This is a genomic window from Pseudomonas sp. CCOS 191, from assembly GCF_001007005.1.
In the GTDB taxonomy this organism is placed as follows: Bacteria; Pseudomonadota; Gammaproteobacteria; order Pseudomonadales; family Pseudomonadaceae; genus Aquipseudomonas; species Aquipseudomonas soli.
This window is the reverse complement of sequence record NZ_LN847264.1, coordinates 1,523,002-1,546,076: the sequence shown is the minus strand read 5'-3', so window position 1 is coordinate 1,546,076 and position 23,075 is coordinate 1,523,002. Positions and strand designations below refer to the sequence as shown.

Below are 23,075 nucleotides of genomic sequence, written 5' to 3'. Positions count from 1 at the left end.
CCAACACTGTTGAATCCCTGTGGGAGCGGGCCCCGGCCTGCATCGGAGGTAGAACATGCCCATCAGCCACAGCGTGCGCAGCTACCTCCAGGGCGGCGACAGCCGCGCCGAACGCGACTATATGCCAGAGCTGGCCGGCGCCACCCTGCAGGAGTCGCCCAGCCTGTCGCGCCTGACCGTGTGGCTGGCGGCGATCCTGCTGCTGGTGGCGCTGGTCTGGGCCAACTTCGCGGTGCTCGACGAAGTCACCGTCGGCGAAGGCAAGGCCATCCCGTCGAGCAAGGTGCAGGTGGTGCAGAACCTCGAAGGCGGCATCGTCACCGAGATCTTCGTGCGCGAGGGGCAGATGGTCGACAAGGGCGCCACCCTCCTGCGCCTGGATGACACGCGCTTCAAGTCGAACAAGGGTGAAAGCGAGGCCGACCGCTATGCACTCAGCGCGCAGGTGGAACGCCTGTCGGCCGAATCCGAAGGCCGCCCCTTCGTGCTGTCGAGCGAAGTACGCGCCAAGGCGCCGCAGGTGGCCGAGGACGAGGCCGCGCTGTACGAATCGCGCCAGCGCCGCCTGACCAGCGAGAAGCAGACCCTCAATGAACAGCTGCGGCAGAAGACCCAGGAGCTGGCCGAGTTCCGTTCCAAGGTCGACCAGTACCGCTCGGCAGTGGGCCTGTTGCAGCAGGAACTGGACATGTCCTCGCCGCTGGTGAGCAAGGGCGCCATCTCCCCGGTGGAGATCCTGCGCCTCAAGCAGCGCAGCGTCGAGGCGCGCGGCCAACTGAACGCGACCAACCTGGCCATCCCTCGCGCCGAAGCGGCGATCGCCGAGATCCGCAGCAAGATCCAGGAATCGGACGCAAGCTTCCGCTCCGACGCCGCCAAGGAGCTCAACGACAAACGCACCGAACTGTCGAAGATCACCGCCACCAGCATCGCCATCGACGACCGGGTCAACCGCACCACCGTGGTGTCGCCGGTGCGCGGCATCGTCAAGCTGCTCAAGGTCAACACCATCGGCGGCGTGGTGCAGCCCGGCAGCGACCTGGTGGAGATCGTGCCGATCGAGGACAACCTGCTGATCGAGGCCAAGGTAAGGCCGCAGGACGTGGCGTTCCTGCATCCTGGACAGACCGCGATGGTCAAGTTCAGCGCCTACGACTACACCATCTATGGCGGGCTCAAGGCCAAGCTGGAGCTGATCGGCGCGGACACCGTCACCGACGACAAGGGCAATGCGTTCTACCTGATCCAGGTGCGCACCGACAAGAACCACTTGGGTGGCGACAACAAGCCGCTGCTGATCATCCCGGGGATGGTCGCCACGGTGGACATCATTACCGGGCAGAAGAGCGTGCTGGACTATCTGTTGAAGCCGGTGATGAAGGCCCGGACAGAGGCGTTGCGCGAGCGGTAACTTCCCGTCATAGCAGGAACTCCTGTAGGAGCGGCTTCAGCCGCGATGCCGGCGACGCGGTGCCTGGAACCCGCTTCGCGGGTGATCGCGGCTAAAGCCGCTCCTACAGAGGTCTGCCCAAAGCAATGCGTCATTAGCTCAGTCCTGCCCATGATTCCGTTGAAACGTCTCGGCGCCCATGGCTGCGATCTGCCCGTCGATCAAGGCCTCGAACGGGTGCAACAACGCATCGAAGCCAGCAGGCGCTTCCAGCACGTTCAGCGCCTGCACGATCGCCTCGAGGGTGGATACGGCGCCTGGCTCAGGTGCCTTGCGCAACCGGTAGCGCGAAGGCAGGACTTCGCCCAGCGTCACCCGTGGCAACGCTTCCAGCTGCGGGTTCAGGTAGAGCATCTTGCGTGCCTTGCGCCAGGTGCCGTCGGGTACGATCAGCAGCAATGGCAGATCATCGCCCTGCCCGTATGCCTGCAAGACCTCTGCCTCATCACCTGGGAACAACAGGACCGGGCGATAACCCGGTGTCGCCAGCAATATCTCCAGGTCATCGAACACCTCGCCGATCCGCAACTCTGCATTCACTAACCCAAGGGCCGCCAGGCGTGCCGTGTTCAGGGCGTGGGCGGTTTCACTGGGGTGTTGCAGCACGACCACGCGGGTACGGCTGTCCAGGTGCGGGATCAGTGGGCAGAGGCAGTGGGCAAGCGGGCGCTGGCAGCGCTCGCAGCGAGGTCTGGGCATGGGGGTCTCCGTTGGAGGAGGGATTTTGCCACAGGCTGGAAATTTGGGCCCGCTTTGCGGGCCTTTCGCCGGCAAGCCGGCTCCCACACCGACCGCGCAAACCTCAAGCCTTGCACTGTCCCTGTGGGAGCCGGCTTGCCGGCGATGAAGGCAACGGGCATCAGCGGTTGAACCGCTCCGCCAGGCTGTGCAGGTACTCCGCCATGCGCTCCAGGTCCTGGCTGATCTCGGCGCCCTGCTTGGCCTGCCCCGCGCTCTCGTCGCACAAATGGGCGATGCGCACGATCTGCTGGTTGATATCCTCGGCCACATGGCTCTGCTGCTCCGACGCCGTGGCCATCTGCTGGCTCATGCCGGTGATGCGGCTGATGGCCTGGGCGATCCCCGCCAACGCCTCCTGCACCGCCTCGACGCTGTGCACGCTGTCGCTGGAGATCTGCTGCCCGCGGCTGGCGCTGGCCACCGCACGGTCGGCACCGGAACGCAGGGTGGAGATGATGTGGTGGATCTCCTCGGTCGAGGCGCGGGTGCGCTGCGCCAGCGACCGCACCTCGTCCGCCACCACGGCGAAGCCCCTGCCCTGCTCGCCGGCCCGCGCCGCCTCGATGGCGGCATTGAGCGCCAGCAGGTTGGTCTGCTCGGCAATCGAGGTAATCACATCCACCACGCTGCCGATGGACTGGGTCTGCTCGGCCAGGGCATTGACTGCCTGGCCGATGTCGCTGACTGCTTCGTTCATGCTGCCCATGGCGCGCAGACTCTGCTGCGCCAGGTCGCTGCCCTGCTGGGCCAGCTGGTCGGCGTCGCTGGCGGCGTGGGCGGTGGTCTGCACGTTATGGGTCACCTGCTGGATGGTCGCCGCCATCTGCGCGATGGCGGTGGCCGACTGGTCGGTCTCGCTGCGCTGGCGGTCGAGCATCTGCGCCTGGGCATCGGACAGCCCGGCGGACTGCGCGGCCCGTGACTTGACCCCGACACCGGCATCCACCAAGCGGGTCAGCGCGGTCTGCAGGCGCGCCTCTTCGCTGATGATGGCCAGGTCGAGCTGGCCCTGCAGGCCGGGGTTGTCGCTGTAGGTCAGGGCCACCAGCGGGCTGGTAAAGGCCTTGGGGTGCTCTTCGAGAGTACGGCGGATCGACTGGTTCTGCCGGTGCTCGACCACGTACCAGGCCGCCAGCAGGCTGGCCATCAACACCCCCAGCGCCGCATAGGGGGGCAACCACAGGTAGGCGGCGGCCGACAGCAGGCCCGCGCCGATCAGCGGCCAGCCATGGCCGATCCCATGCCCAAGGCGCGCCGCCAGCGCTACCGGCGAGCGCCCCGCCCGCAGACGGGCGTACAACTTTTCCGCCCGGCGGATCTGCTCCCGGCTCGGCACCGAGCGCACCGATTCGTAGCCACTGATGCGGCCGTTCTCGTACACCGCCGTCACGTAGGCGCTGACCCAGTAGAAATCGCCGTTCTTGGCGCGGTTCTTGACCACGCCCATCCACGGCTTGCCTTGCTTGATGGTGTCCCACATATGCCCGAAGACCGCCGGCGGCATGTCGGGATGACGCACCAGGTTGTGTGGCTGGCCGACCAGTTCGTCGTAGGTGAAGCCGCTGATGGCCACGAATGCGTCGTTGCAATAGGTAATGCGACTGTTCAGGTCGGTGGTGGAGATCAGCCGCTGGTCTTGGGGAAAGGTTCTTTCGTGCTCGGTGACGGGCAAATTCATGCGCATCGTTGGCGATCCCTTGCTTATCCAGATGAGTGGGAAAATCATCAAAGCAAGTAGATATTTAGCAGAAGGCCAGCATGCCAGCGGTCAAGTTTTGTAGGAAATTCGCCCGCCCTGACGGAATGTTCACAACGCGACAGTCCTCACCCTACGTTGAGCTGGCTCTTGAGCAGGTCGCGGAAGGTCTGGATCAACGGTTCCCGGCTGCGGCCACGGCGAATGATCAGCGAAAACGGTGCCTGGTAGCCGAACGTGGCCGGCGACAGCACGCGCAGGTCGCCCTTGTCGACCCAGGCCTGGGCGTAGTGCTCGGGCAGGTAGCCGATGTAGGCGCCGGAGAGAATCAGGATCAGCTGCGCCTCCATGCTCTCCACGGTGGCCGCGCTGTGCTTGAAACCATGCCTGGCCAGCTCGGCCTGGCTCCAGTAGCCCCGTCCGACCATGCGCTGCTGGGTGATCACCGGTTCAGGAATGCGCCGCTCGCCGAACAGCGCGTGACGACTGCTGCAATACAGCCAGTGCTGCTCGCGGTACAGCGGCTGGTAGACCAGCCCGCTCATGCGCGAGGAGAACGCGCCGATGGCCAGGTCCAGGCGGTTGTCCTGCACCCCCAGTTGCAGTTCGTAGGGGCTCGATACCGACAGGTGCAGGTGCACCGCCGGGTGTTCCTGGCTGTAGGCGCCGATGGCCTCGGCCAGCGGCAGGGCGCTGTCGCCAACGGTAGAGTCGATCACCCCCAGGTTGAGGGTGCCGCGCAGCTCGCCCTTGAGCGCCGCGGCGTACTGTTCGAAACCGTCCAGCTCACCGAGCAGGCGCAAGGTCTCCTGGTGGAACAGTTCACCCTTGCTGGTCAGGCTGAAGCCGCCCCGGCCACGGTGGCAGAGCACGATGCCCAGGGCGCTTTCCAGCTGGCTCATGTAGGTGCTGATCGCCGAGGTCGACAGGTTGAGGTCGCGCTGGGCATTGGCGAACCCCTGGTGGCGCACCACGCTGGCGAAGATGCGCAGCAGTTTCAGGTCGGGCAGCGATGAAGCCATGGCGCAGGGTCCGCAGGGTGGAAATCGCCAGAGTCTAACCCGGTTGCCGGCCGATAGTTCAGAGAATCCTGAAGTAAGTATTTGTCGGTAGCGATTCTTCCCGACCACTACCTTGCGCAGACTGCGGCGAAATGTCCCTGCCCGCCAGCATGACCAGATGATCCAGGCGCGCGGCGGCACAGGTTCGAACAAACAGAACAATCGACCGACTGATGAGGCCCACCGTGGACAAGATTCTCCACCAACCACTGGGCGGCAACGAAATGCCGCGTTTCGGCGGCATCGCCACCATGCTTCGCCTGCCCCACCTGCAAAGCGCCGAAGGCCTGGACGCCGCGTTCATCGGCGTGCCGCTGGACATCGGCACCTCGCTGCGTTCCGGCACCCGCTTCGGCCCGCGGCAGATCCGCGCCGAGTCGGTGATGATCCGCCCCTACAACATGGCCACCGGCGCCGCCCCGTTCGACTCGCTGTCGGTGGCCGACATCGGTGACGTGGCGATCAACACCTTCAACCTGCTCGACGCCGTGCGCATCATCGAAGAGGCCTACGACGAGATCGTCGAGCACAATGTCATCCCGCTGACCCTGGGCGGCGACCATACCATCACCCTGCCGATCCTGCGTGCCCTGCACAAGAAGCACGGCAAGATCGGCCTGGTCCACATCGATGCCCACGCCGACGTCAACGACCACATGTTCGGCGAGAAGATCGCCCACGGCACCACCTTCCGCCGCGCCGTGGAAGAAGGCCTGCTCGATTGCGACCGCGTGGTGCAGATCGGCCTGCGCGCCCAGGGCTACACCGCCGACGACTTCAACTGGAGCCGCCGCCAGGGCTTTCGCGTGGTGCAGGCCGAGGAGTGCTGGCACAAGTCGCTGGCGCCGCTGATGGCCGAAGTGCGCGAGAAGGTCGGTGGCGGCCCGGTGTACCTGTCGTTCGACATCGACGGCATCGACCCGGCCTGGGCGCCCGGCACCGGCACCCCGGAGATCGGCGGCTTGACCACCATCCAGGCGATGGAGATCATCCGCGGCTGCCACGGCCTGGACCTGATCGGCTGCGACCTGGTCGAGGTTTCCCCACCCTACGACACCACCGGCAACACCTCGTTGCTGGGTGCCAACCTGCTGTTCGAAATGCTCTGCGTGCTGCCGGGCGTGGTGCGCCGCTAAGGCGGACCTCTTCCCTGTAGGAGCGGCTTCAGCCGCGATCACCCGCGAAGCGGGTGCCCAGATATGGCGGCGCCTGCTTCGCGGCTGAAGCCGCTCCTACAGGGTAGTGATAGACGTCCTGAAAGTTTGACCCCGGCAGGAGCCATTCGGGAGGGCCATAGAGGCCCGCCAACACAAGACAGAACCGCCGGGCGCCTTGCACCGTCCGGACGGCCGATCTCGCCATAATAAAGATAATCGGGAGACCCCCAATGGCCTTGGACATCATCGTTGTACTGATCTATGCCGCCGGCATGCTCGCGCTTGGCTGGTACGGCATGCGGCGCGCGAAGACCCACGAAGACTACCTGGTGGCCGGGCGCAACCTCGGCCCGACCCTGTACATGGGCACCATGGCCACCACCGTGCTCGGCGGCGCCTCCACCGTCGGCACCGTGCGCCTGGGCTATGTACACGGCATCTCCGGTTTCTGGCTGTGCGCCGCCCTGGGCCTGGGGATCATCGCCCTCAACCTGTTCCTGGCCAAGCCGCTGCTGCGCCTGAAGATCTTCACCGTGACCCAGGTGCTGGAGCGCCGCTACAACCCGATGGCCCGCCAGGCCAGCGCGGCGATCATGCTTGCCTACGCGCTGATGATCGCGGTGACCTCGACCCTGGCCATGGGCACCGTGCTGCAGGTATTGCTCGACGTGCCGTTCTGGATGGCCTTGCTGTTTGGCGGCGGCGTGGTAGTGGTGTACTCGACCATCGGCGGCATGTGGTCGCTGACCCTGACCGACATCGTCCAGTTCGTGATCAAGACCGTGGGCCTGATGTTCATCCTGCTGCCGGTGTGCCTGTACAAGGCCGGCGGCTGGGACGCCCTGGTGGCCAAGCTGCCGGCGGCCAGCTTCAGCTGGACCACCATCGGCTGGGACACCATCATCACCTACTTCCTGATCTACTTCTTCGGCATCCTGATCGGCCAGGACATCTGGCAGCGGGTGTTCACCGCCCGTGACGAGAAGGTCTGCCAGCGCGCCGGCACCACCGCCGGTGTCTACTGCGTGCTGTACGGCCTGGCCTGCGCGCTGATCGGCATGGCTGCTCATGTACTGATGCCAGACCTGGCCAACCCGAACAACGCCTTCGCCGAGATGATCAAGGGCCAGCTGCCCGAGGGCATCCGTGGCCTGCTGATGGCCGCCGCCCTGGCCGCGATGATGTCCACCGCCAGCGCCGGCCTGCTGGCCGCCTCCACCACCCTGACCGAAGACCTGCTGCCGAAACTGCGTGGCGGCAAGCAGTCGAGCCTGGGCATCAACCGTCTGTTCACCTTGCTCACCGGCCTGGTGGTGCTGGGCATCGCCCTGGCGGTCAACGATGTGATCAGCGCCCTGACCCTGGCCTACAACCTGCTGGTGGGCGGCATGCTGATCCCGCTGATGGGCGCGATCTTCTGGAAGCGCGCAACCACCGCCGGGGCCATCGCCAGCATGACGCTGGGCTTCGCCACCGCGTTGTTCTTCATGTTCAAGGACGGCCTGGACGCCAACTCGCCGATCTACTACAGCCTGGCCATCGGCCTGGCGAGCTTCGTGCTGGTCAGCCTGGCGTCACGCAAGCCAGTGGCAACGGTGAACCTGGCCTGATACCTGAAACCGCATCACTGGCAAGGCGGCCCCTGGCGAAAGGGGCCGCCTTGCCAGCGAAAAGCCTGTAGGCGACCATTCGCCCTATATAACGGATTGATCTAAAACTCTCACTTCCTGCCCCGGTCACTACCTAAGTGCCCACTTTCGCGGCACACCCTCCCCAACGGCAAAACCGGTAAGGACTTATGTGCGGATTAGCAGGAGAGTTACGTTTCACCCCCATCGACCAAGCACCTCGCCCGGCGGACCTCGCCGCGGTGGAGCGCATCACCCACCACCTGGCGCCCCGCGGCCCCGACGCCTGGGGTTTCCATAGCCAGGGCCCGATCGCCCTCGGCCATCGCCGCCTGAAGATCATGGACCTGTCCGACGGCTCGGCGCAGCCCATGGTCGACAATGACCTGGGCCTGGCCCTGGCCTTCAATGGCGCCATCTACAACTTCCCCGAGCTGCGCCAGGAACTGCAAGACCTGGGCTACCGCTTCTGGTCGGACGGCGACACCGAGGTGCTGCTCAAGGGCTATCACGCCTGGGGCGCGGCACTGCTGCCCAAGCTCAACGGCATGTTCGCCCTGGCCATCTGGGAGCGCGACAACCAGCGCCTGTTCCTGGCCCGCGACCGCCTGGGCGTCAAACCCTTGTACCTGTCGCGCAACGGCGAGCGCCTGCGCTTCGCCTCGACCTTGCCGGCGCTGCTCAAGGGCGGCGATATCGACCCGGTGATCGACCCCGTCGCGCTCAACCACTACCTGAACTTCCACGCCGTGGTGCCCGCGCCGCGCACCCTGCTGGCCAATGTGCAGAAGCTCGAGCCCGGCACCTGGATGCGCGTCGACCGCCATGGTGAAGTCGAGCGCCAGACCTGGTGGCAGCTGCACTACGGTCCGAACCCGGACGAGCGCGAACTCGACCTGGAAGGCTGGACCAGCCGCGTGCTCGACGCCACTCGCGACGCCGTGGCCATCCGTCAGCGCGCGGCGGTGGATGTCGGCGTGCTGCTGTCCGGCGGTGTCGATTCCAGCCTGTTGGTCGGCCTGTTGCGCGAGGCCGGAGTGGACGACCTGTCGACCTTTTCCATCGGCTTCGAGGATGCCGGCGGCGAACGCGGCGACGAGTTCCAGTACTCCGACCTGATCGCCCGGCACTACGGCACCCGTCACCACCAGTTGCGCATCGCCGAGCACGAGATCATCGAGCAACTGCCGGCGGCATTTCGCGCCATGAGCGAACCGATGGTCAGCCACGACTGCATCGCCTTCTACCTGCTGTCGCGGGAAGTGGCCAAGCATTGCAAGGGCGTGCAGAGCGGCCAGGGCGCCGACGAACTGTTCGCCGGCTACCACTGGTACCCGCAGGTCGATGGCGCCGAGGATGCCTTCGCGGCCTATCGCCAGGCCTTCTTCGACCGCAGTCACGCCGAGTACCGCGACACCGTGCAGGCGCCCTGGCGGCTCGACACCGACGCGGCCGGCGACTTCGTGCGCGAGCACTTCGCCCGCCCCGGGGCACCGGACGCGGTGGACAAGGCGCTGCGCCTGGACAGCACGGTGATGCTGGTGGACGACCCGGTCAAGCGGGTCGACAACATGACCATGGCCTGGGGCCTGGAGGCGCGCACGCCGTTCCTCGACTGCCGCCTGGTGGAGCTGTCGGCGCGCATCCCGGCGCGCTTCAAGCTGCCTGATGGCGGCAAGCAGGTGCTCAAGCAGGCGGCGCGGCGGGTCATCCCCCACGAGGTGATCGACCGCAAGAAGGGCTACTTCCCGGTACCCGGCCTCAAGCACCTGGAAGGCGCCACCCTGGGCTGGGTGCGCGAGCTGCTGACCGACCCGAGCCAGGATCGCGGCCTGTTCGACCCGGCCATGCTCGACCGCCTGCTGAGCAATCCCCACGGCCAGCTCACGCCGTTGCGCGGCTCCAAGCTGTGGCAGCTGGCGGCCCTGAACCTGTGGCTCAGCGAACAAGGAATCTGACCGATGAAAGCCCACGAGATCGCCTACGGCCAGCGCTTGCTGCGTGGCCAGGCGCCGTCCTACGAGCGCCTGCAGGCGCGCCTGGCCGGAGATGGCAGCGAGCCTCACGACCAGCCACGGGCGTTGCACTGCGGCTGGGGGCGGCTGCTGATCGGGCATACCTACCCCGATCCGCTCAGCCTGGCCGAAGACCTGCTGCAGGAGCAGGCGGGCGAGCGCGACATCGCGCTGTATGTCGCGGCGCCCCAGCAGGTGCTGGCCCAGGCCCCGCAACAACTGTTCCTCGACCCCTCCGACACCTTGCGCCTGTGGTTCACCGACTACCGCCCCGCGCAACGCGTGTTCCGCGGCTTCCGCATCCGCCGGGCGCAGGGCCCGGCGGACTGGCAGGCAATCAACACGTTGTACCAGGCCCGTGGCATGCTCCCGGTCGACCCCGAGCTGCTCACCCCACGCGAGCTCGGCGGGCCTGTGTACTGGCTGGCCGAGGACGAGGACAGCCAGGCGGTGATCGGCAGTGTCATGGGCCTGGACCACAGCAAGGCCTTCGACGACCCCGAGCACGGCTGTAGCCTGTGGTGCCTGGCGGTGGACCCGCATTGCACGCGGCCCGGCGTCGGCGAAGTGCTGGTACGCCACCTCATCGAGCACTTCATGAGCCGCGGCCTGGCCTGCCTCGACCTGTCGGTGCTGCACGACAACCGCCAGGCCAAGCGGCTGTACAAGAAGCTCGGCTTTCGCAACCTGCCGACCTTCGCCATCAAGCGCAAGAACGGTATCAACCAGCAACTGTTTCTCGGCCCTGGCCCTGAAGCGACGCTCAATCCCTATGCGCGGATCATCGTCGACGAAGCGCTGCGGCGCGGCATCGAGGTGCAGGTCGACGATGCCGCCAGCGGCCTGTTCACCCTCAGCCTGGGCGGGCGGCGGATCCGCTGCCGCGAGTCATTGAGCGACCTGACCAGCGCCGTGACCATGACCCTGTGCCAGGACAAGCGCCTGACCCGACGCGCCCTGCACAACGCCGGGTTGCAAGTGCCGGCGCAGCAGCTGGCGGGCAATGCCGACGACAACCTGGCGTTTCTCGACGAGCACGGCGCGGTGGTGGTCAAGCCGGTCGATGGCGAGCAGGGCCAAGGGGTGGCGGTCAACCTCACGACGATCGATGACGTCAGCCATGCCGTGGAACAGGCCAGGCGTTTCGACAGCCGTGTGCTGCTGGAGAGCTTCCATGCCGGCTCCGACCTGCGCATCCTGGTGATCGGCTTCGAAGTGGTGGCGGCGGCGATCCGTCACCCGGCGCAGGTGGTCGGCGACGGCAAGCACAGCATCCGTGCGCTGATCGAAGCGCAGAGTCGTCGGCGCCAGGCCGCCACGGGCGGCGAGAGCCGCATTGCGCTGGACGACGAGACCGAACGTACGCTCAAAGACGCAGGCCTGGGTTACGACGACATCCTCCCCGCCGGACAACGCCTGGCCGTGCGCCGCACCGCCAACCTGCATACCGGCGGCACCCTGGAGGATGTCACCGAGCGCCTGCACCCGGTACTGGCCGACGCTGCCGTGCGCGCCGCCCGCGCCCTGGAGATCCCGGTGGTCGGCATGGACTTCATGGTCCGCGATGCCGAGCACCCGGACTACGTGATCATCGAAGCCAATGAGCGCGCCGGGCTGGCCAATCATGAACCGCAACCGACGGCCGAGCGCTTCGTCGACCTGCTGTTTCCCCACAGCCGGCTACCAGCCTGAATTCCTCGCCGGACAAGCCCGCTCCGACGCAATCACGTGGGAGCGGGCTTGCCCCGCGATGAGGCCCTCGAAACGAAGGAGTGATCCTGATGCCTGAGAAACACCCCGAACCCGATCTCGACTACCTCAAACGCGTCCTGCTGGAAATGCTCGCCATCCCCAGCCCCACCGGCTTCACCGACACCATCGTGCGCTATGTCGCCGAGCGCCTGGATGAACTGGGCATCCCCTTCGAGCTGACCCGCCGCGGCACCATCCGCGCCACCCTCAAGGGCCGTCAGAGCTCGCCCGACCGTGCCGTCTCGGCGCACCTGGACACCATCGGCGCCAGCGTTCGCCAGTTGCAGGACAATGGCCGCCTGGCCCTGGCGCCGGTGGGCTGCTGGTCGAGCCGCTTCGCCGAGGGCAGCCGAGTCAGCGTGTTTACCGACACCGGCGTGTACCGCGGCAGCGTACTGCCGCTGATGGCCAGCGGGCACGCCTTCAACACCGCCATCGACCAGATGCCGATCAGCTGGGAGCATGTGGAGGTGCGCCTGGACGCCTACTGCACCACCCGCGCCGATGCCGAAGCACTGGGCATCGCCATCGGCGACTTCGTCGCCTTCGACCCCTTGCCGGAGTTCACCGAAAGCGGCCATATCAGCGCACGCCACCTGGACGACAAGGCCGGTGTCGCTGCGTTGCTGGCAGCGCTCAAGGCCGTGGTCGAAAGTAGCCGGCAGCCGCTGATCGACTGCCACCCGCTGTTCACCATCACCGAGGAGACCGGCTCGGGCGCCGCGGCTGCCCTGCCCTGGGACGTCAGCGAGTTCGTCGGCATCGACATCGCCCCGGTGGCACCAGGGCAGGCGTCCAGCGAGCACGCGGTGAGCGTGGCCATGCAGGACTCGTCCGGGCCCTACGACTATCACCTGTCGCGCCACCTGCTGAAACTGGCCGGCGACCGCGACCTGCCGGTGCGCCGCGACCTGTTCCGCTACTACTTCAGCGACGCCCACTCGGCGGTGACCGCCGGGCACGATATCCGCACTGCCCTGGTAGCCTTTGGCTGCGACGCCACCCATGGGTATGAGCGCACCCATATCGACAGCCTGGCGGCGCTCAGCCGGCTGCTCAGCGCCTACCTGCTCAGCCCGCCGGTGTTCGCCAGCGACTCGCAACCGGCCAGTGCCTCACTGGAGCGCTTCAGCCACCAGCTGGAGCACGATGCGCAGATGGAAAGCGACACCCGGGTGCCGGCGGTGGACAGCCTGGTGGGCAACAAGGGCTGAGAGCAATCCGCACAATCCGCAGGAGCGGCGCTGCGCCGCTCCTGCACAGGCCTCCTGCGCCAATCGACTGCGCATTGCAGATGATTTCACGTAGCATGCGCACATCCCCATCACCACTGCCCAAACCCATGCTGATTCCTCACGACCAACTCGAAAGCGAAACCCTCACCCGCCTGATCGAGGACTTCGTCACCCGCGACGGCACCGACAATGGCGACGACACGCCGCTGGAAACACGGGTGCTGCGGGTACGCCAGGCACTGGCCAAGGGGCAGGCGTTCATCCTGTTCGACCTGGAAAGCCAGCAATGCCAGTTGCTGGCCCGGCATGAAGTACCGCGGGAACTGCTGGAGTAACGGCTTGTCAGGCCCGCTGCTTCTGCAGTTCCAGGGCCTTGATACGTTTGTAGACTTCTACCCGGTGCACCTCCACCTCTCGAGGTGCAGAGATGCCGAAGCGCACTTGGCCGTTCTCCACCGACATCACCTGAATCCTGATGCCCCCCTCAATGACGATGACCTCGCCCACTTCGCGTCCGATAACCAGCATCTCCGTTGCCTCTCGCTCAAGGGAAAATCGGAGACTGCCTCGCCAGCTTTCGCCTACTCAATCCTTCGCCGCAGAAATAGACATTTCCTACTTGTGAAGGTAAAGAAAGCCTACAGAAATTCGCTGATTAGTTAGCTTTACGTGACTTTGCCCGCATCTTGACCGCCATGTCCGCCATTTCGTCGTATAGCCGTTCAGGCGCCTGGCACTTGAGTTTCCAGGCCTGACGCCCGGCTTCATGGGGAAGGATGAGGAACTCGTCGGCAGCCACCCGCTCATGAATGTATTCGGCGATGTCGGCCGCATTGATCGGCGAGCCTTCCAGCAACTTGCCCACTTGCGCCTTCATCGCCGGGTCCGGCCCACGGAACGAGTCGAGCAGGTTGGTCTGGAAGAACGACGGGCACACCACATGCACCGCCACCTCCACCTGGCGCAGCTCCACCAGCAGGCTTTCGGACAGCGCCAGCACACCGGCCTTGGCCACGTTGTAGTTGCTCATGCCCGGCCCCTGCATCAGCGCCGCCATCGAGGCGATGTTGATGATCCGCCCGCGGCTGCGTTCGAGCTGTGGCAGGAACGCCTTGCAGCCCTTGACCACGCCCATCAGGTTCACCGCGATCTGCCAGTCCCAGTCCTCCAGGGACAACTCGGCGAAGAAGCCGCCCGAGGCCACCCCGGCATTGTTGACGATCACATCGACCCCACCGAGCTTCTCCTCGCAGGCCTGGGCCAGGGCAGTGAGCTGGCTGTAGTCGCGCACGTCGCAGCGCTGGGTGAAGCCGTCGCCTCCGGCCTGACGCACCAAAGCCAGGGTTTCGCGCAAGCCCGCCTCATTGACGTCTGCCAGGGCCAGCTGCCAGCCCTCGCGGGCCCAGCGCAGGGCAATCTCGCGGCCAAGGCCGGAGCCGGCGCCAGTGATCATCATTCGGTTGTGCATGGTGGAGCGCCTTGAACAGTGGGAATGGCTGGAGTCTAGCCACAACACCCAGGCTGCCGGTACGGCATCAAATTGCTGAATACGCCAATATCGGGCGGCAGGTATTTCAATCACCAGGCAGGCGGATTGAATTTTTAGCCAAGGGCACCGGTCGGAACCATTAAGCGGCTACCGCTGCGCTCCAGCCCTTCCATCACGCAAGGACTCCGCCATGACCACGATCCTCATCATCATCCTGATCCTGCTGCTGATCGGTGGCTTACCGGTCTTCCCTCACTCCCGCTCCTGGGGTTACGGCCCGTCCGGCATCATCGGCGTGGTGCTGGTGGTCCTGCTGATTCTCTTGTTGCTGGGCAGGATATGAACCTGGCCTGGCATCACGCTCAGGCCTGAGCGCGGCGGCCCAGATAGTGCTCGAGGTCTTGCATCACCGCATGCAAGGCCTGGGCATCGCGGCGCAGCCGCTCAAGCTGCAAAGGTTCGCTGGCGCAACTGGCCTCCAGTCGCTCGCAGGCGGTGATCAGGTCGACCGCGCGCAAGATGCGTGCGCCGCCCTTGACCCGATGCGCCAGTGCCGCCAATGCCTGAGGATCCTCGCCTGAACTTTCCAGGAGGGCCAGGCGGGCGAGGTCATCACGATTGCTGCGCCGCAGATCGGCCAGCACCGCCTCCAGCGCGTCCAGGTCACCGCCCGCCAACTGGCGCAGATGCTCGAAATCGAATTTCGCCCCACGTGCCTCCCCATCCGGCAAACGCTTGTCCTGCCTGGTCGCACTGCCGGCCAGCACGCCCACCAACGCCTGCAAGTCGAGCGGCTTGAACAGGCAATCATCCATGCCGGCCGCACGGCAACGACGCCGTTCGTCCGCCAACGCGCTGGCGGTAAGCCCGACTATCCGACACGCCGCCCTGCCCCTGCGCCGCTCATGCAGACGAATCGCCCTGGCCAGGCCATAACCGTCGAGTCGCGGCATGCTGCAATCGCTGATGACGACATCGAAGTGCTCGTTCAACCACAGCCGCAGTGCCTGCGTCCCGTCTTCCGCAACCCGGGCCTGATGCCCGAGGTAATCGAGCTGCTGAGCCAACAGCAAGCGATTGGCCGGGTAGTCGTCCACCACCAGCACGCGCAACCGTAAGCCGTCCACCGGGACATCGCTGCGCGGTGGTACTGCAGGTACTGGCAGACCCAGCGACTGGATTGCCAGTTCCAGGTGGATCTGCGCCCGGGTGCCCTTGCCCAGCTCGCTGCTCAACTGCACGTGGCCGCCCATCAACTGGCACAAGCTGCGGCAGATGCCCAAGCCAAGTCCCGTGCTGTTGCGCGGCGACTGGCGCTGATTGCTGGCCTGGCGAAATGGCTGGCCCAGCTCGGCCAGTTCCGCCTTGGCGATGCCGATACCAGTGTCCTCGACGATCAGGGTCACCACCAGGCGATCGCCACGGGACTGAGCGCAAATGCTCACCTGGACCCGTCCCTGCGTCGTGAACTTGATCGCATTGCTCAACAGATTGGCCAGCACCTGCCGCAAGCGCACTGGGTCGAGCAGCACCGGGCGGTCAACATCGCCCTGAACCGTGAGATCAAGCCGCAATCCCTTGCCACGGGCCTGTTGCTCGAACAACTGGATAACCTGCGTCACCTGCTCACGCAGGCATACCACCATCGGCGTCAACTGCAACTGGCCCGCCTCGATACGGGTTACGTCGAGGATATCGCCGATCAGCTCTTGCAACCCTCGGGCGGCGTCGGCTGCCACCTCGATGGCCAGGTGATCGAGTACGCCCTGACCCGCCTTGCGCTGCGCCAGTTCCAGCATGCCCAGCAGAGCGTGCAACGGCGTGCGGATTTCATGACTCATGGCTGCCAGAAAGTGGGTCTTGGCCTGGTTGGCCGATTCGGCGTCTCGTTTGGCCCGGCGCAGTTGCACCTGCAGGCGGCGCAGGTAGCGAATCCATAACGCGGCCACAGCCAGTGCGGCAAAGGCGCCAAAAAACCCTACCAGCAATTGGGTCCGGTGACGCTGCCAGCCGCTGGCGGCAATGATCATCGGACTGCGCCAGCGCCGGGCCAGCGCATCGGTTTCCTGCGGGGCCAGTTCGAGCAGCGCCTTGTCCAGGATGCTCTGCAGATGCATCTCACCTTGGTTGCTGGCGAACGCAAAATGCGCCACTGGCAAGGCCAGGCTGTTGATCCGCAGGCGTCCGGGGTACCAGCGAGCAACCAGCAACCGGGCCTGGTCAATGGGCAGCACGGCTGCCGCAACCCTTCCGGCAGCCACCGCGTGCACCGCCTCCAGAGCACCGCCGACCGGCACTTGCAGGATCCTCGGGTGCGCCTGGGCCAGCAGATCCTGCGCTACGCTGCCCTCGACCAAGGCCAGCAGTTGCCCGCTAAGTTGCCCTAGATCATCCGTCGGTTTGGCGTGCTCCAGCGCCACCAGCACATGCGCAGAACTCAGGTAGCCACGGCTGAATCGCAGGAGCTCTCCACGCGCCAGGCTGTAGGGCAGGCCGGCAATCAGCTGTGCCTTTCCCAGGCGCACCTGCCCGACCATCTGCGCCGCATTGCCGCCCGCTTCGACCTGAAACTCCAGGCCGGTTCGCCGACCAATCAATTGCAGCAGATCAAGGCTCAGCCCCTGCAACTGCCCGCTGCCATCGCGAAAGCTCAATGGCATCGCTTGCTCATCCACAAGGACACTCACCCGAGGGTTCTCGGCCACCCAACGCCGCTCGGCTTCGCTCAGGGCAATGCCTGGTGATCGGCGTACAGCGGCAGGCAACGTATTCCAACGCCCAAGGATGTCGTCATGGTGCTCGCCCAGCCCCCCCAGGATGCGATCGACCATGCCAATCAAGGGTGCGTTGTCAGGCGCCATGGCGAAACCGACGGCCTGACGCGCCAGAGCCGGTTGGCCGATTTCCTCGGCTGCGCTCCATTGGTTGCGGCCCAGCAGATAGCGGCTGCCCAGCATGCTGCCCAGATAAAGGTCGGCCTCCCCCAGCGTCAGGGCCGCGAGGGCACTGAAGGGCGAGGGATGGAGCTGGATCTCGGCCATGGGATACAGCGCCTGGACTTGTCGACTCGGGCGATAGCCATCAACCAGCGCCAGTCTGAAGCTGGCACCGCTGCGGACCTGCTCCCGGGCGCTGTGCTGCGGGGCAATCAGCAGCGGACGATCCATCGCATAGGGCAAAGACAGTCGTAGCCCTGCCTCGAGCGCCTGCTGCGGGCTGACCGAACCAATCAGATCGAGATTGCCCTGGCGCAAGGCTGTCGCCGCCTCGGCGAACGAGGCGAACACCTGCAGCTGTACTTCGAGGCGCAGTTGGCTCGCCAGCAGCCCGACGTAGTCAGCGGTGATGCCCTCATACGCCTGCCCCGTGGTGAGCATGTCGAACGGTGGGTTGTCACGGGCGATCACGCCCAGGCGCAACGCGCGGTGCTCCCACAGCCAGCGCAGCTGCGCATTGTCCAGGACCGGCGGCGGCGTCTGCGGGGCGGGACGCGCATGCAGTTGCACGGCGGCGCAGGTTGGCAGGTAGCTCAGACACCCCAGTATCCCTATCAGCAAGGCACGCAGGAACACGGGACGACAGCGCTCAGATGAGCGCGTTGCGACGGGCGAAATCCGCCAGGTCGATCAACGAGCTGAGTCGCAGCTTTTCCAGCAGGCGAATCTTGTAGGTGCTGATGGTCTTGTTGCTCAGCAACATGGCCTCGCCGATGGCCTTGTTGCTATAGCCTCGCGCCAGGTGCTGCAGGACCATCAGCTCGCGATCGGTCAAACTGGCGATGCACTGTGCCTCGGTTGCCTGCAAGTCCTGGCGGTTGACCGAGCTGAACGCCACCTCGGGGAAGTAGCTGTAGCCAGACAGCACGGCGCGCACCGCCTTGCCGAGCTCATCGAGGTCATCGGTTTTCGACACATAACCCACGGCCCCGGCCTGCATGCAACGCAACGAGTAGGACTCGGCCAGTTGCGAGGTCAGCACCACGATACGCGTGAGCCTCCCCAGTGACTTGATCCGGGTGATCACTTCCAGCCCGTCCAGGCCGGGCATGGCGATGTCGAGGATCACCAGGTCCGGCGACTGCTCGCGGACCAGGCGAACCGCGTCGATACCGTTGTCGGCCTGGCCGACTATTTCCAGGCGTTGCTGGCGCAGCAGCATGCAGACGGTACTGCGGATGAAGGGGTGGTCGTCGACCACCAGGGCTCTGTGCATGGCGTTTACCTCGTGCACCATATCAGCCGGCTACAGCTCGGCGTCGAAGACCACGGTGACCTGGCCGTTATAAGTGCTGCCGGGATGCTGGAGCATGGCCTGTACATCGTTGCGCCCTACCTCGAAATGCAGTTGCCCGGGTCGATTGAGGGTCGGCATCGCTGCCTCGAACTGCAAAGCCGCGAGTCGCCCGGTGGGCAAAGGCAGCCGTTCCACCGCCTGGCCACGATGCTGGACACCCGCAGGCAGGCTCATGGCAACATCAACAGGTACCTGCTCTCCCCCATCGTTTTTGATGGCACACTTCGCGCCCGTGTCGTACTGACAGAGCTTGTATACCTTGAACGGGCCCGTGGACCACACCCTGAACGGCAAGTCGCGATAGAGACGTTGCGGCGCCTTGCCACCTGCCAGCCATGCCTGCCAACCATTCCTGGGTTCCAGCACAGCCCGATCGGAGCCAGGCGGAAACTCGAACATGAAGGCATGCTGTACATCGAGTACAAAATTGACGGTGAGGCTGTCACCACTCAGATTGCTGACATCATTGCCGAAATCGAAATCACCGCCTGGGCCGATGCGGTAGGTGATGCTTCCTCGGTAGGTACCGGCCTTTAGCCGATAAGGGGGAGGTATGTTCATGTTGAAGCCGATGCTGAGCTCTTCCACGTCAGCCTGCATTACGGTACCTGCAGGGGCATAGGTGCTACGTGACCAGCATGGCGCGGGAGTGACTGAATCGCTCGGACGCCACAGCACTTTCGCCCTCCCATTCCCCCAACTACCCGACGCCCCGCCACCGGAAACGCATCCGCCAAGTATTCGGGAATAGGTTGGGTTGCGATCGAGTGTCGCGCTTTTGGCAATCACGCTGAACAACGTCCATTCGAAAGTCATCCGACGCGGTTCGCCTGTCTCATCGTGATAGACATCGACCTCCCGGCGCCCCGGGAGCTGAAGGAAGAACTCATTTCGAGGATCCGCCGCTTCCTGTACCGCTTTTTTCGTGAATGTAATCGGCAGGTCGACCGTAGTGCCCCCGCGGCAAGTTGCGGGCCACTGCCTGCATAGACCACCCGGAGGGGTCGTATTCTCGAAGCGACCCGACCCGCCCCCCCTATACTGGGCGCTGATGGTCACTTCCAGTGCGCTGGCCAATGGCATGACCCCGCACAGCAAGATAGCCCAGCCCCAGCGTCCCCACCCTCGCCGGCTTGTGGAAGAGGAAAGCACGATCATCCCTCCACCACCATCGTACGGGGCTTATCGCCCTCATGTAGCTCGAACTGGTGAACCTTGCCCACCTCCCCGCTGAACTGCCGGGTACGGCCAGGCAGAAGATGATGCTTGGTGGCAGGTTCACAACCCTGCCCTGCAGCCTGGCATTGGCGGAAATGGTCGAGCACGACCGTGGCATTGCCCTGGTTGACGACCGTCAAACGGCCGTCCTCACGCCGTACCGGCGTCTGGAAGCGCGTCTCGGCGGGCCTGACGAACAGCAACGAACCATAACCGGCCAGCAAGTTGACACCGGCCTTGAGGCTGTCACGGTATTTTTCCGCCTCCTGCTCATCCACGGCGAAGCCGTCGCCCAGCTCCGGCAGCACCGGCACGAAGCGCAAGCGGAAATAGCGCTCACGCTCACGCGAGCCACGGTATAGCAGGCGCACCGCCTGCATCCCCTGGGCCGGCACGATCAGCCGCGCCGGGCTGGCGACCAGGCCGCGCTGCTCCAGAGGCAGGCCATCGGTGTCCACCTCGTGGGCCACGCCAGCGCTGTCATACACCAGCTCGGCGACGCTGACCTTGACGAAGGCGGTGGTGTCGCCGCCGTTGCGCACCCGTTTGAGCAAGGTGCTCTTGCCACCATCGAGGTAATCGTACAACGCCCCGACATTGAGTTCGGGGGCGGCGCTGGCGGCCAAGGGCAAGGCCAGCAGCACCAGGGCCAGCAGGCGGAGGATGTTCATGGTCAAAGCTCCGTACGTGGATGACGGGAAAGTATCGGTGGGGTATGGCCATGTAGCCATGGCAGAACCAGCGGGATCCTTCCCATGGGGTATTCGGAAATTTCCTGAAATTCGGTGAGCCTTTGGTGCAAAGCCACTGCCCGGGCGAGATCCGCTAGCCCTGCCCACCGCGCGCGACCGTGGTCACCTTGGCAATCTCGGGTGCGCACCGCTGGTCACCAGCCAGCAGCACGTCGTCCTCCCGCGCCAATGCGCTCATGTCCAGGCTCAGCAGGCATACCGCCTGCCCCTGTTGGCGGATCTCCAGGGTCGGGGTCGACTCGCTCATCTCGACCGCAAAGAAACCATCGGTCTCGGTGACGCTGCGGCTGGCATGGTTGATCACCTGGGCGCCGCGCATCGGCGTGCCATGCTCGTCGAACAGGCGCCCCAGCACGGTAACGGTGCGCAACACCCGCAGTTGACGGTATTCGATACCGCCGCGGTTGAGGTGATAGTCCAGGCTCGCGGGCTGGATGACCGCAGCAGTGGCCGCGCTGCCCTCGAAATCGAACTGCACATGCCCGGCCTTGTAGGCTGCGACCGGGATCACGTTGCGCCCAGGCCGCAGGTTGGCGGAACTACCATGGCGGTCATCGGCGCGCAGCTTCAACCCGTCGATATCGGTGTCGACATCGACGATCAGCCCGGCCTGGTGCGGCAGGTACTGACCACTCATGGCCGCCTTGCCGGCCCCCACGGCCACCATGCTCTCCAGGTTGATGCCACCACTGAAATCGCCGCTGTAGGACGAACGCTGGACATAGGCGTCGCCGTGCACGACCTGGTTCTCGAACTGCGTGTCGCCGCCAAGCCCTGCGCCGTAGCGGTCCGCGCTGAGCGTGGCGCCGACGCTGCGCAGTGGGCCGATATCGACATCTTGCTGGTAGGCCAGCGAGGCGTTCAGGTCGCGCCCTCCGTCTCGCGAGGTGCGGCTGCCGACACTGGCCGATACACGCCGGCCACTGCCGCCACCCAGGCTCATGCTCAGGCTCAAGTTGACGCCACGGCTGCGAGACTCGCCTGTGGCTGCCGTGCCTGGACGATCGAACAGCGACAGTCGCCAGTTGGCGTCCGAGCCCAACAGACGACCGTAGTACGACCAACCCAGGTCGAGGCCAGTGCCAGCATTGGCGCCTTCAGCATGCGAGAGCCGCACGCTGGCGGTGTTGCGTGGGTCGAGACGGTGGCTCAACGACAATGACGACTGTGTCTGGCGCGCCTGGAATGGCCGCGACGTTTCATCGTCAAAGCGGCTCCAGTCGGGGCGCGCCAGCCAGGTTCGGCTGTGGCTGGCAACCAGCGAGCCCCTGTCGTAGGCATGGATCAGCTGAAAGTCGTAGCCGTTACCCTGGCCTTGGGTCTGGAACAGGTTGGCGTACAGTTTGAAACGCTCACGCAGGTCCCAGTCCAGCGAGGTGCCGTACTGCATGGCGTCATCGACACGCTGCGCCGACAAACCCAGGATTGCCCGCGGATGCAGCATGTAGTTGGCCAGCACGCCAGCGGCGAGGCTGTCATCGGTGTCACGCTCCCAGTTGCTCAACAACGTGCTCTGGCGCCCCAGGTAAAGGTTGTAGCGCCAGGGCGCATCGGTGCTGCGCCAGTTGCTGGGTTTGTAGACGAACTCCTGACTGCGCGAGGTCTCCTGGCCATCTTCGACCAGGCGTACCTCGACTTCGTAGATGCCCCCGGGCAGGACCTTGGTGTCGAGGGTCTGCAATCCAGGCTGCACCGGTTGGCTGTTGATCAGCACGCCGTTGCGGTAGACCTCGGCGACGGCGGGACGATTGGGGGTAACGTAGATCGGCGTGGCACTGGGAGCGCCAGTGTCGATGGCCAGGCTGTCGCTGCTGCCCAGCATCAAGCCAAGGGTGGTATCGGCCGTGCTGCCCATCAGCCGGGGCTGGCGGGTCAAACCCTGGGCGCTGGGGGTGAAGTAGCCCAGCCGATAGAACTGGTTTTCCACCAGGCGCTCGGCATACAACTGGTCAACCCGACGGCGCGTGCCCTGGCGGCTGTCGCTGCCCCGGTCGAGCTGGCCGTCGGCCAAGGTCGTCCAGTTGCCCACGCTGCCCTGGCCCTGCAAGGCATAACGACCACTGGTGGCATGGCCATCATTGACCAGATTGAGCTGGTTACGCAGCAGCAGCCCATAGCTGCCCTGCTCCGGCTGACGATGAAAACGTTCACTGACATCGCCGATCTCGGCCTGGTTGGTCAACAGCGACAGCTGCGAATTCACCAGGCTGTAGTGCACCGCGCGCAGGCCGTCGGGGCAATCGGCGCGGCAGTCCCCCAAGGGGCGGCCGTCAATCAGGCGCTCGCGCCAGCGGCGGCGCAGGCTTTCCGGTTCGCGGCTGTCGAGGGTATCGGTGAACTCCAGTAGCTGCACGCGCTGATCGCGGCTGAGCACCACCATGGCATCACCGAGATAGCGGCCATCGAGGTCGACCCGGACCGCCAGCGGCACATCGAAAAAATGTGCTTCGAACTCACGCGGCAGGCCATCGATGGCACTGAGGGCATTGCCGGCGGCCGGGCTGGCCGGCGAAAGGACGGCCAGCCAGGCCGGCAGCAGCAACCAGCGGCCCATGGCCGCCAGGGTGGAATGATTGGTCATGAGGCGT

Annotated in this window: 18 protein-coding genes and 1 pseudogene; 8 read left to right on the top strand and 11 right to left on the bottom strand. The window is 65.3% G+C overall.

All coding sequences use genetic code 11. The features are described from left to right. Positions 1 to 55 precede the first annotated feature (55 nt). Positions 56 to 1,411 carry an HlyD family type I secretion periplasmic adaptor subunit gene (locus tag CCOS191_RS07020; RefSeq protein ID WP_046854598.1) on the top strand — a complete coding sequence of 452 codons (1,356 nt, stop codon included), beginning with the start codon at positions 56 to 58 and terminating at the stop codon, positions 1,409 to 1,411. Between the two features lie 138 nt (positions 1,412 to 1,549). Here the strand turns inward: CCOS191_RS07020 and CCOS191_RS07015 are convergent, their stop codons facing one another. The 4 genes and pseudogenes from CCOS191_RS07015 to CCOS191_RS07005 form a co-directional block, all read right to left on the bottom strand. Further along, the gene (locus CCOS191_RS07015) at positions 1,550 to 2,149 is read right to left on the bottom strand and encodes a tRNA-uridine aminocarboxypropyltransferase (protein WP_046854597.1); all 600 of its coding nucleotides are present in this window, start codon (positions 2,147 to 2,149) and stop codon (positions 1,550 to 1,552) included. A 160-nt stretch (positions 2,150 to 2,309) separates the two neighbouring features. Continuing rightward, complete coding sequence (locus CCOS191_RS07010; RefSeq protein ID WP_442963667.1) at positions 2,310 to 3,338, bottom strand: methyl-accepting chemotaxis protein; 1,029 nt, start codon at positions 3,336 to 3,338, stop codon at positions 2,310 to 2,312. Positions 3,339 to 3,566: 228 nt separating this feature from the next. Continuing rightward, positions 3,567 to 3,869: pseudogene (locus CCOS191_RS28675) on the bottom strand (PAS domain-containing protein); the annotation flags it as partial. A gap of 146 nt (positions 3,870 to 4,015) precedes the next feature. Next, complete coding sequence (locus CCOS191_RS07005; protein ID WP_046854595.1) at positions 4,016 to 4,909, bottom strand: LysR family transcriptional regulator; 894 nt, start codon at positions 4,907 to 4,909, stop codon at positions 4,016 to 4,018. A 224-nt stretch (positions 4,910 to 5,133) separates the two neighbouring features. On the opposite strand from CCOS191_RS07005, the gene speB reads away from it, so the two are divergent. From speB to CCOS191_RS06970, 6 genes are all read left to right on the top strand, one after another. Beyond that, positions 5,134 to 6,084, top strand: coding sequence for an agmatinase (speB, locus tag CCOS191_RS07000; RefSeq protein ID WP_046854594.1), 951 nt, complete (start codon positions 5,134 to 5,136; stop codon positions 6,082 to 6,084). Positions 6,085 to 6,335: 251 nt separating this feature from the next. Next, positions 6,336 to 7,715 carry a sodium:solute symporter gene (locus CCOS191_RS06990; protein WP_046854592.1) on the top strand — a complete coding sequence of 460 codons (1,380 nt, stop codon included), beginning with the start codon at positions 6,336 to 6,338 and terminating at the stop codon, positions 7,713 to 7,715. Positions 7,716 to 7,903: 188 nt separating this feature from the next. Beyond that, positions 7,904 to 9,691 carry an N-acetylglutaminylglutamine amidotransferase gene (locus CCOS191_RS06985; RefSeq protein WP_046854591.1) on the top strand — a complete coding sequence of 596 codons (1,788 nt, stop codon included), beginning with the start codon at positions 7,904 to 7,906 and terminating at the stop codon, positions 9,689 to 9,691. A 3-nt stretch (positions 9,692 to 9,694) separates the two neighbouring features. After that, positions 9,695 to 11,440 (top strand): N-acetylglutaminylglutamine synthetase, encoded by a 1,746-nt coding sequence (gene ngg, locus CCOS191_RS06980; RefSeq protein ID WP_046854590.1) that lies wholly within the window; start codon positions 9,695 to 9,697, stop codon positions 11,438 to 11,440. 89 nt (positions 11,441 to 11,529) lie between these two features. Further along, a complete protein-coding gene (locus CCOS191_RS06975; RefSeq protein ID WP_046854589.1) occupies positions 11,530 to 12,714 on the top strand; it encodes an osmoprotectant NAGGN system M42 family peptidase in 1,185 nt (394 codons plus the stop codon). A 128-nt stretch (positions 12,715 to 12,842) separates the two neighbouring features. Continuing rightward, positions 12,843 to 13,070 carry a YheU family protein gene (locus tag CCOS191_RS06970; RefSeq protein ID WP_023630058.1) on the top strand — a complete coding sequence of 76 codons (228 nt, stop codon included), beginning with the start codon at positions 12,843 to 12,845 and terminating at the stop codon, positions 13,068 to 13,070. Positions 13,071 to 13,077: 7 nt separating this feature from the next. Here the strand turns inward: CCOS191_RS06970 and CCOS191_RS06965 are convergent, their stop codons facing one another. Both CCOS191_RS06965 and CCOS191_RS06960 read right to left on the bottom strand, forming a co-directional pair. Beyond that, positions 13,078 to 13,263: a carbon storage regulator gene (locus CCOS191_RS06965; protein ID WP_046854588.1), complete on the bottom strand. Its 186-nt coding sequence runs from the start codon at positions 13,261 to 13,263 to the stop codon at positions 13,078 to 13,080. Between the two features lie 127 nt (positions 13,264 to 13,390). Continuing rightward, positions 13,391 to 14,203, bottom strand: a complete 813-nt coding sequence (locus tag CCOS191_RS06960; RefSeq protein WP_046854587.1) for an SDR family oxidoreductase — start codon at positions 14,201 to 14,203, stop codon at positions 13,391 to 13,393. Positions 14,204 to 14,414: 211 nt separating this feature from the next. Here CCOS191_RS06960 and CCOS191_RS27065 point away from each other — a divergent pair, with 211 nt between their 5' ends. Beyond that, positions 14,415 to 14,567 (top strand): DUF3309 family protein, encoded by a 153-nt coding sequence (locus CCOS191_RS27065; protein WP_046854586.1) that lies wholly within the window; start codon positions 14,415 to 14,417, stop codon positions 14,565 to 14,567. Positions 14,568 to 14,586: 19 nt separating this feature from the next. Here CCOS191_RS27065 and CCOS191_RS06950 read toward each other — a convergent pair whose 3' ends face one another. From CCOS191_RS06950 to CCOS191_RS06930, 5 genes are all read right to left on the bottom strand, one after another. Next, on the bottom strand, positions 14,587 to 17,796 hold the full coding sequence (locus tag CCOS191_RS06950) for an ATP-binding protein (protein ID WP_046854585.1): 3,210 nt from the start codon (positions 17,794 to 17,796) through the stop codon (positions 14,587 to 14,589). Positions 17,797 to 17,809: 13 nt separating this feature from the next. Further along, positions 17,810 to 18,436, bottom strand: a complete 627-nt coding sequence (locus CCOS191_RS06945; RefSeq protein ID WP_046854584.1) for a response regulator transcription factor — start codon at positions 18,434 to 18,436, stop codon at positions 17,810 to 17,812. A gap of 30 nt (positions 18,437 to 18,466) precedes the next feature. Further along, the gene (locus CCOS191_RS28330) at positions 18,467 to 19,117 is read right to left on the bottom strand and encodes a hypothetical protein (RefSeq protein ID WP_082120366.1); all 651 of its coding nucleotides are present in this window, start codon (positions 19,115 to 19,117) and stop codon (positions 18,467 to 18,469) included. Between the two features lie 554 nt (positions 19,118 to 19,671). Then, positions 19,672 to 20,406, bottom strand: coding sequence for a pilus assembly protein (locus CCOS191_RS06935; RefSeq protein WP_046854582.1), 735 nt, complete (start codon positions 20,404 to 20,406; stop codon positions 19,672 to 19,674). Positions 20,407 to 20,560: 154 nt separating this feature from the next. After that, a complete protein-coding gene (locus tag CCOS191_RS06930; RefSeq protein ID WP_046854581.1) occupies positions 20,561 to 23,068 on the bottom strand; it encodes a CS1-pili formation C-terminal domain-containing protein in 2,508 nt (835 codons plus the stop codon). Positions 23,069 to 23,075: the final 7 nt, after the last annotated feature.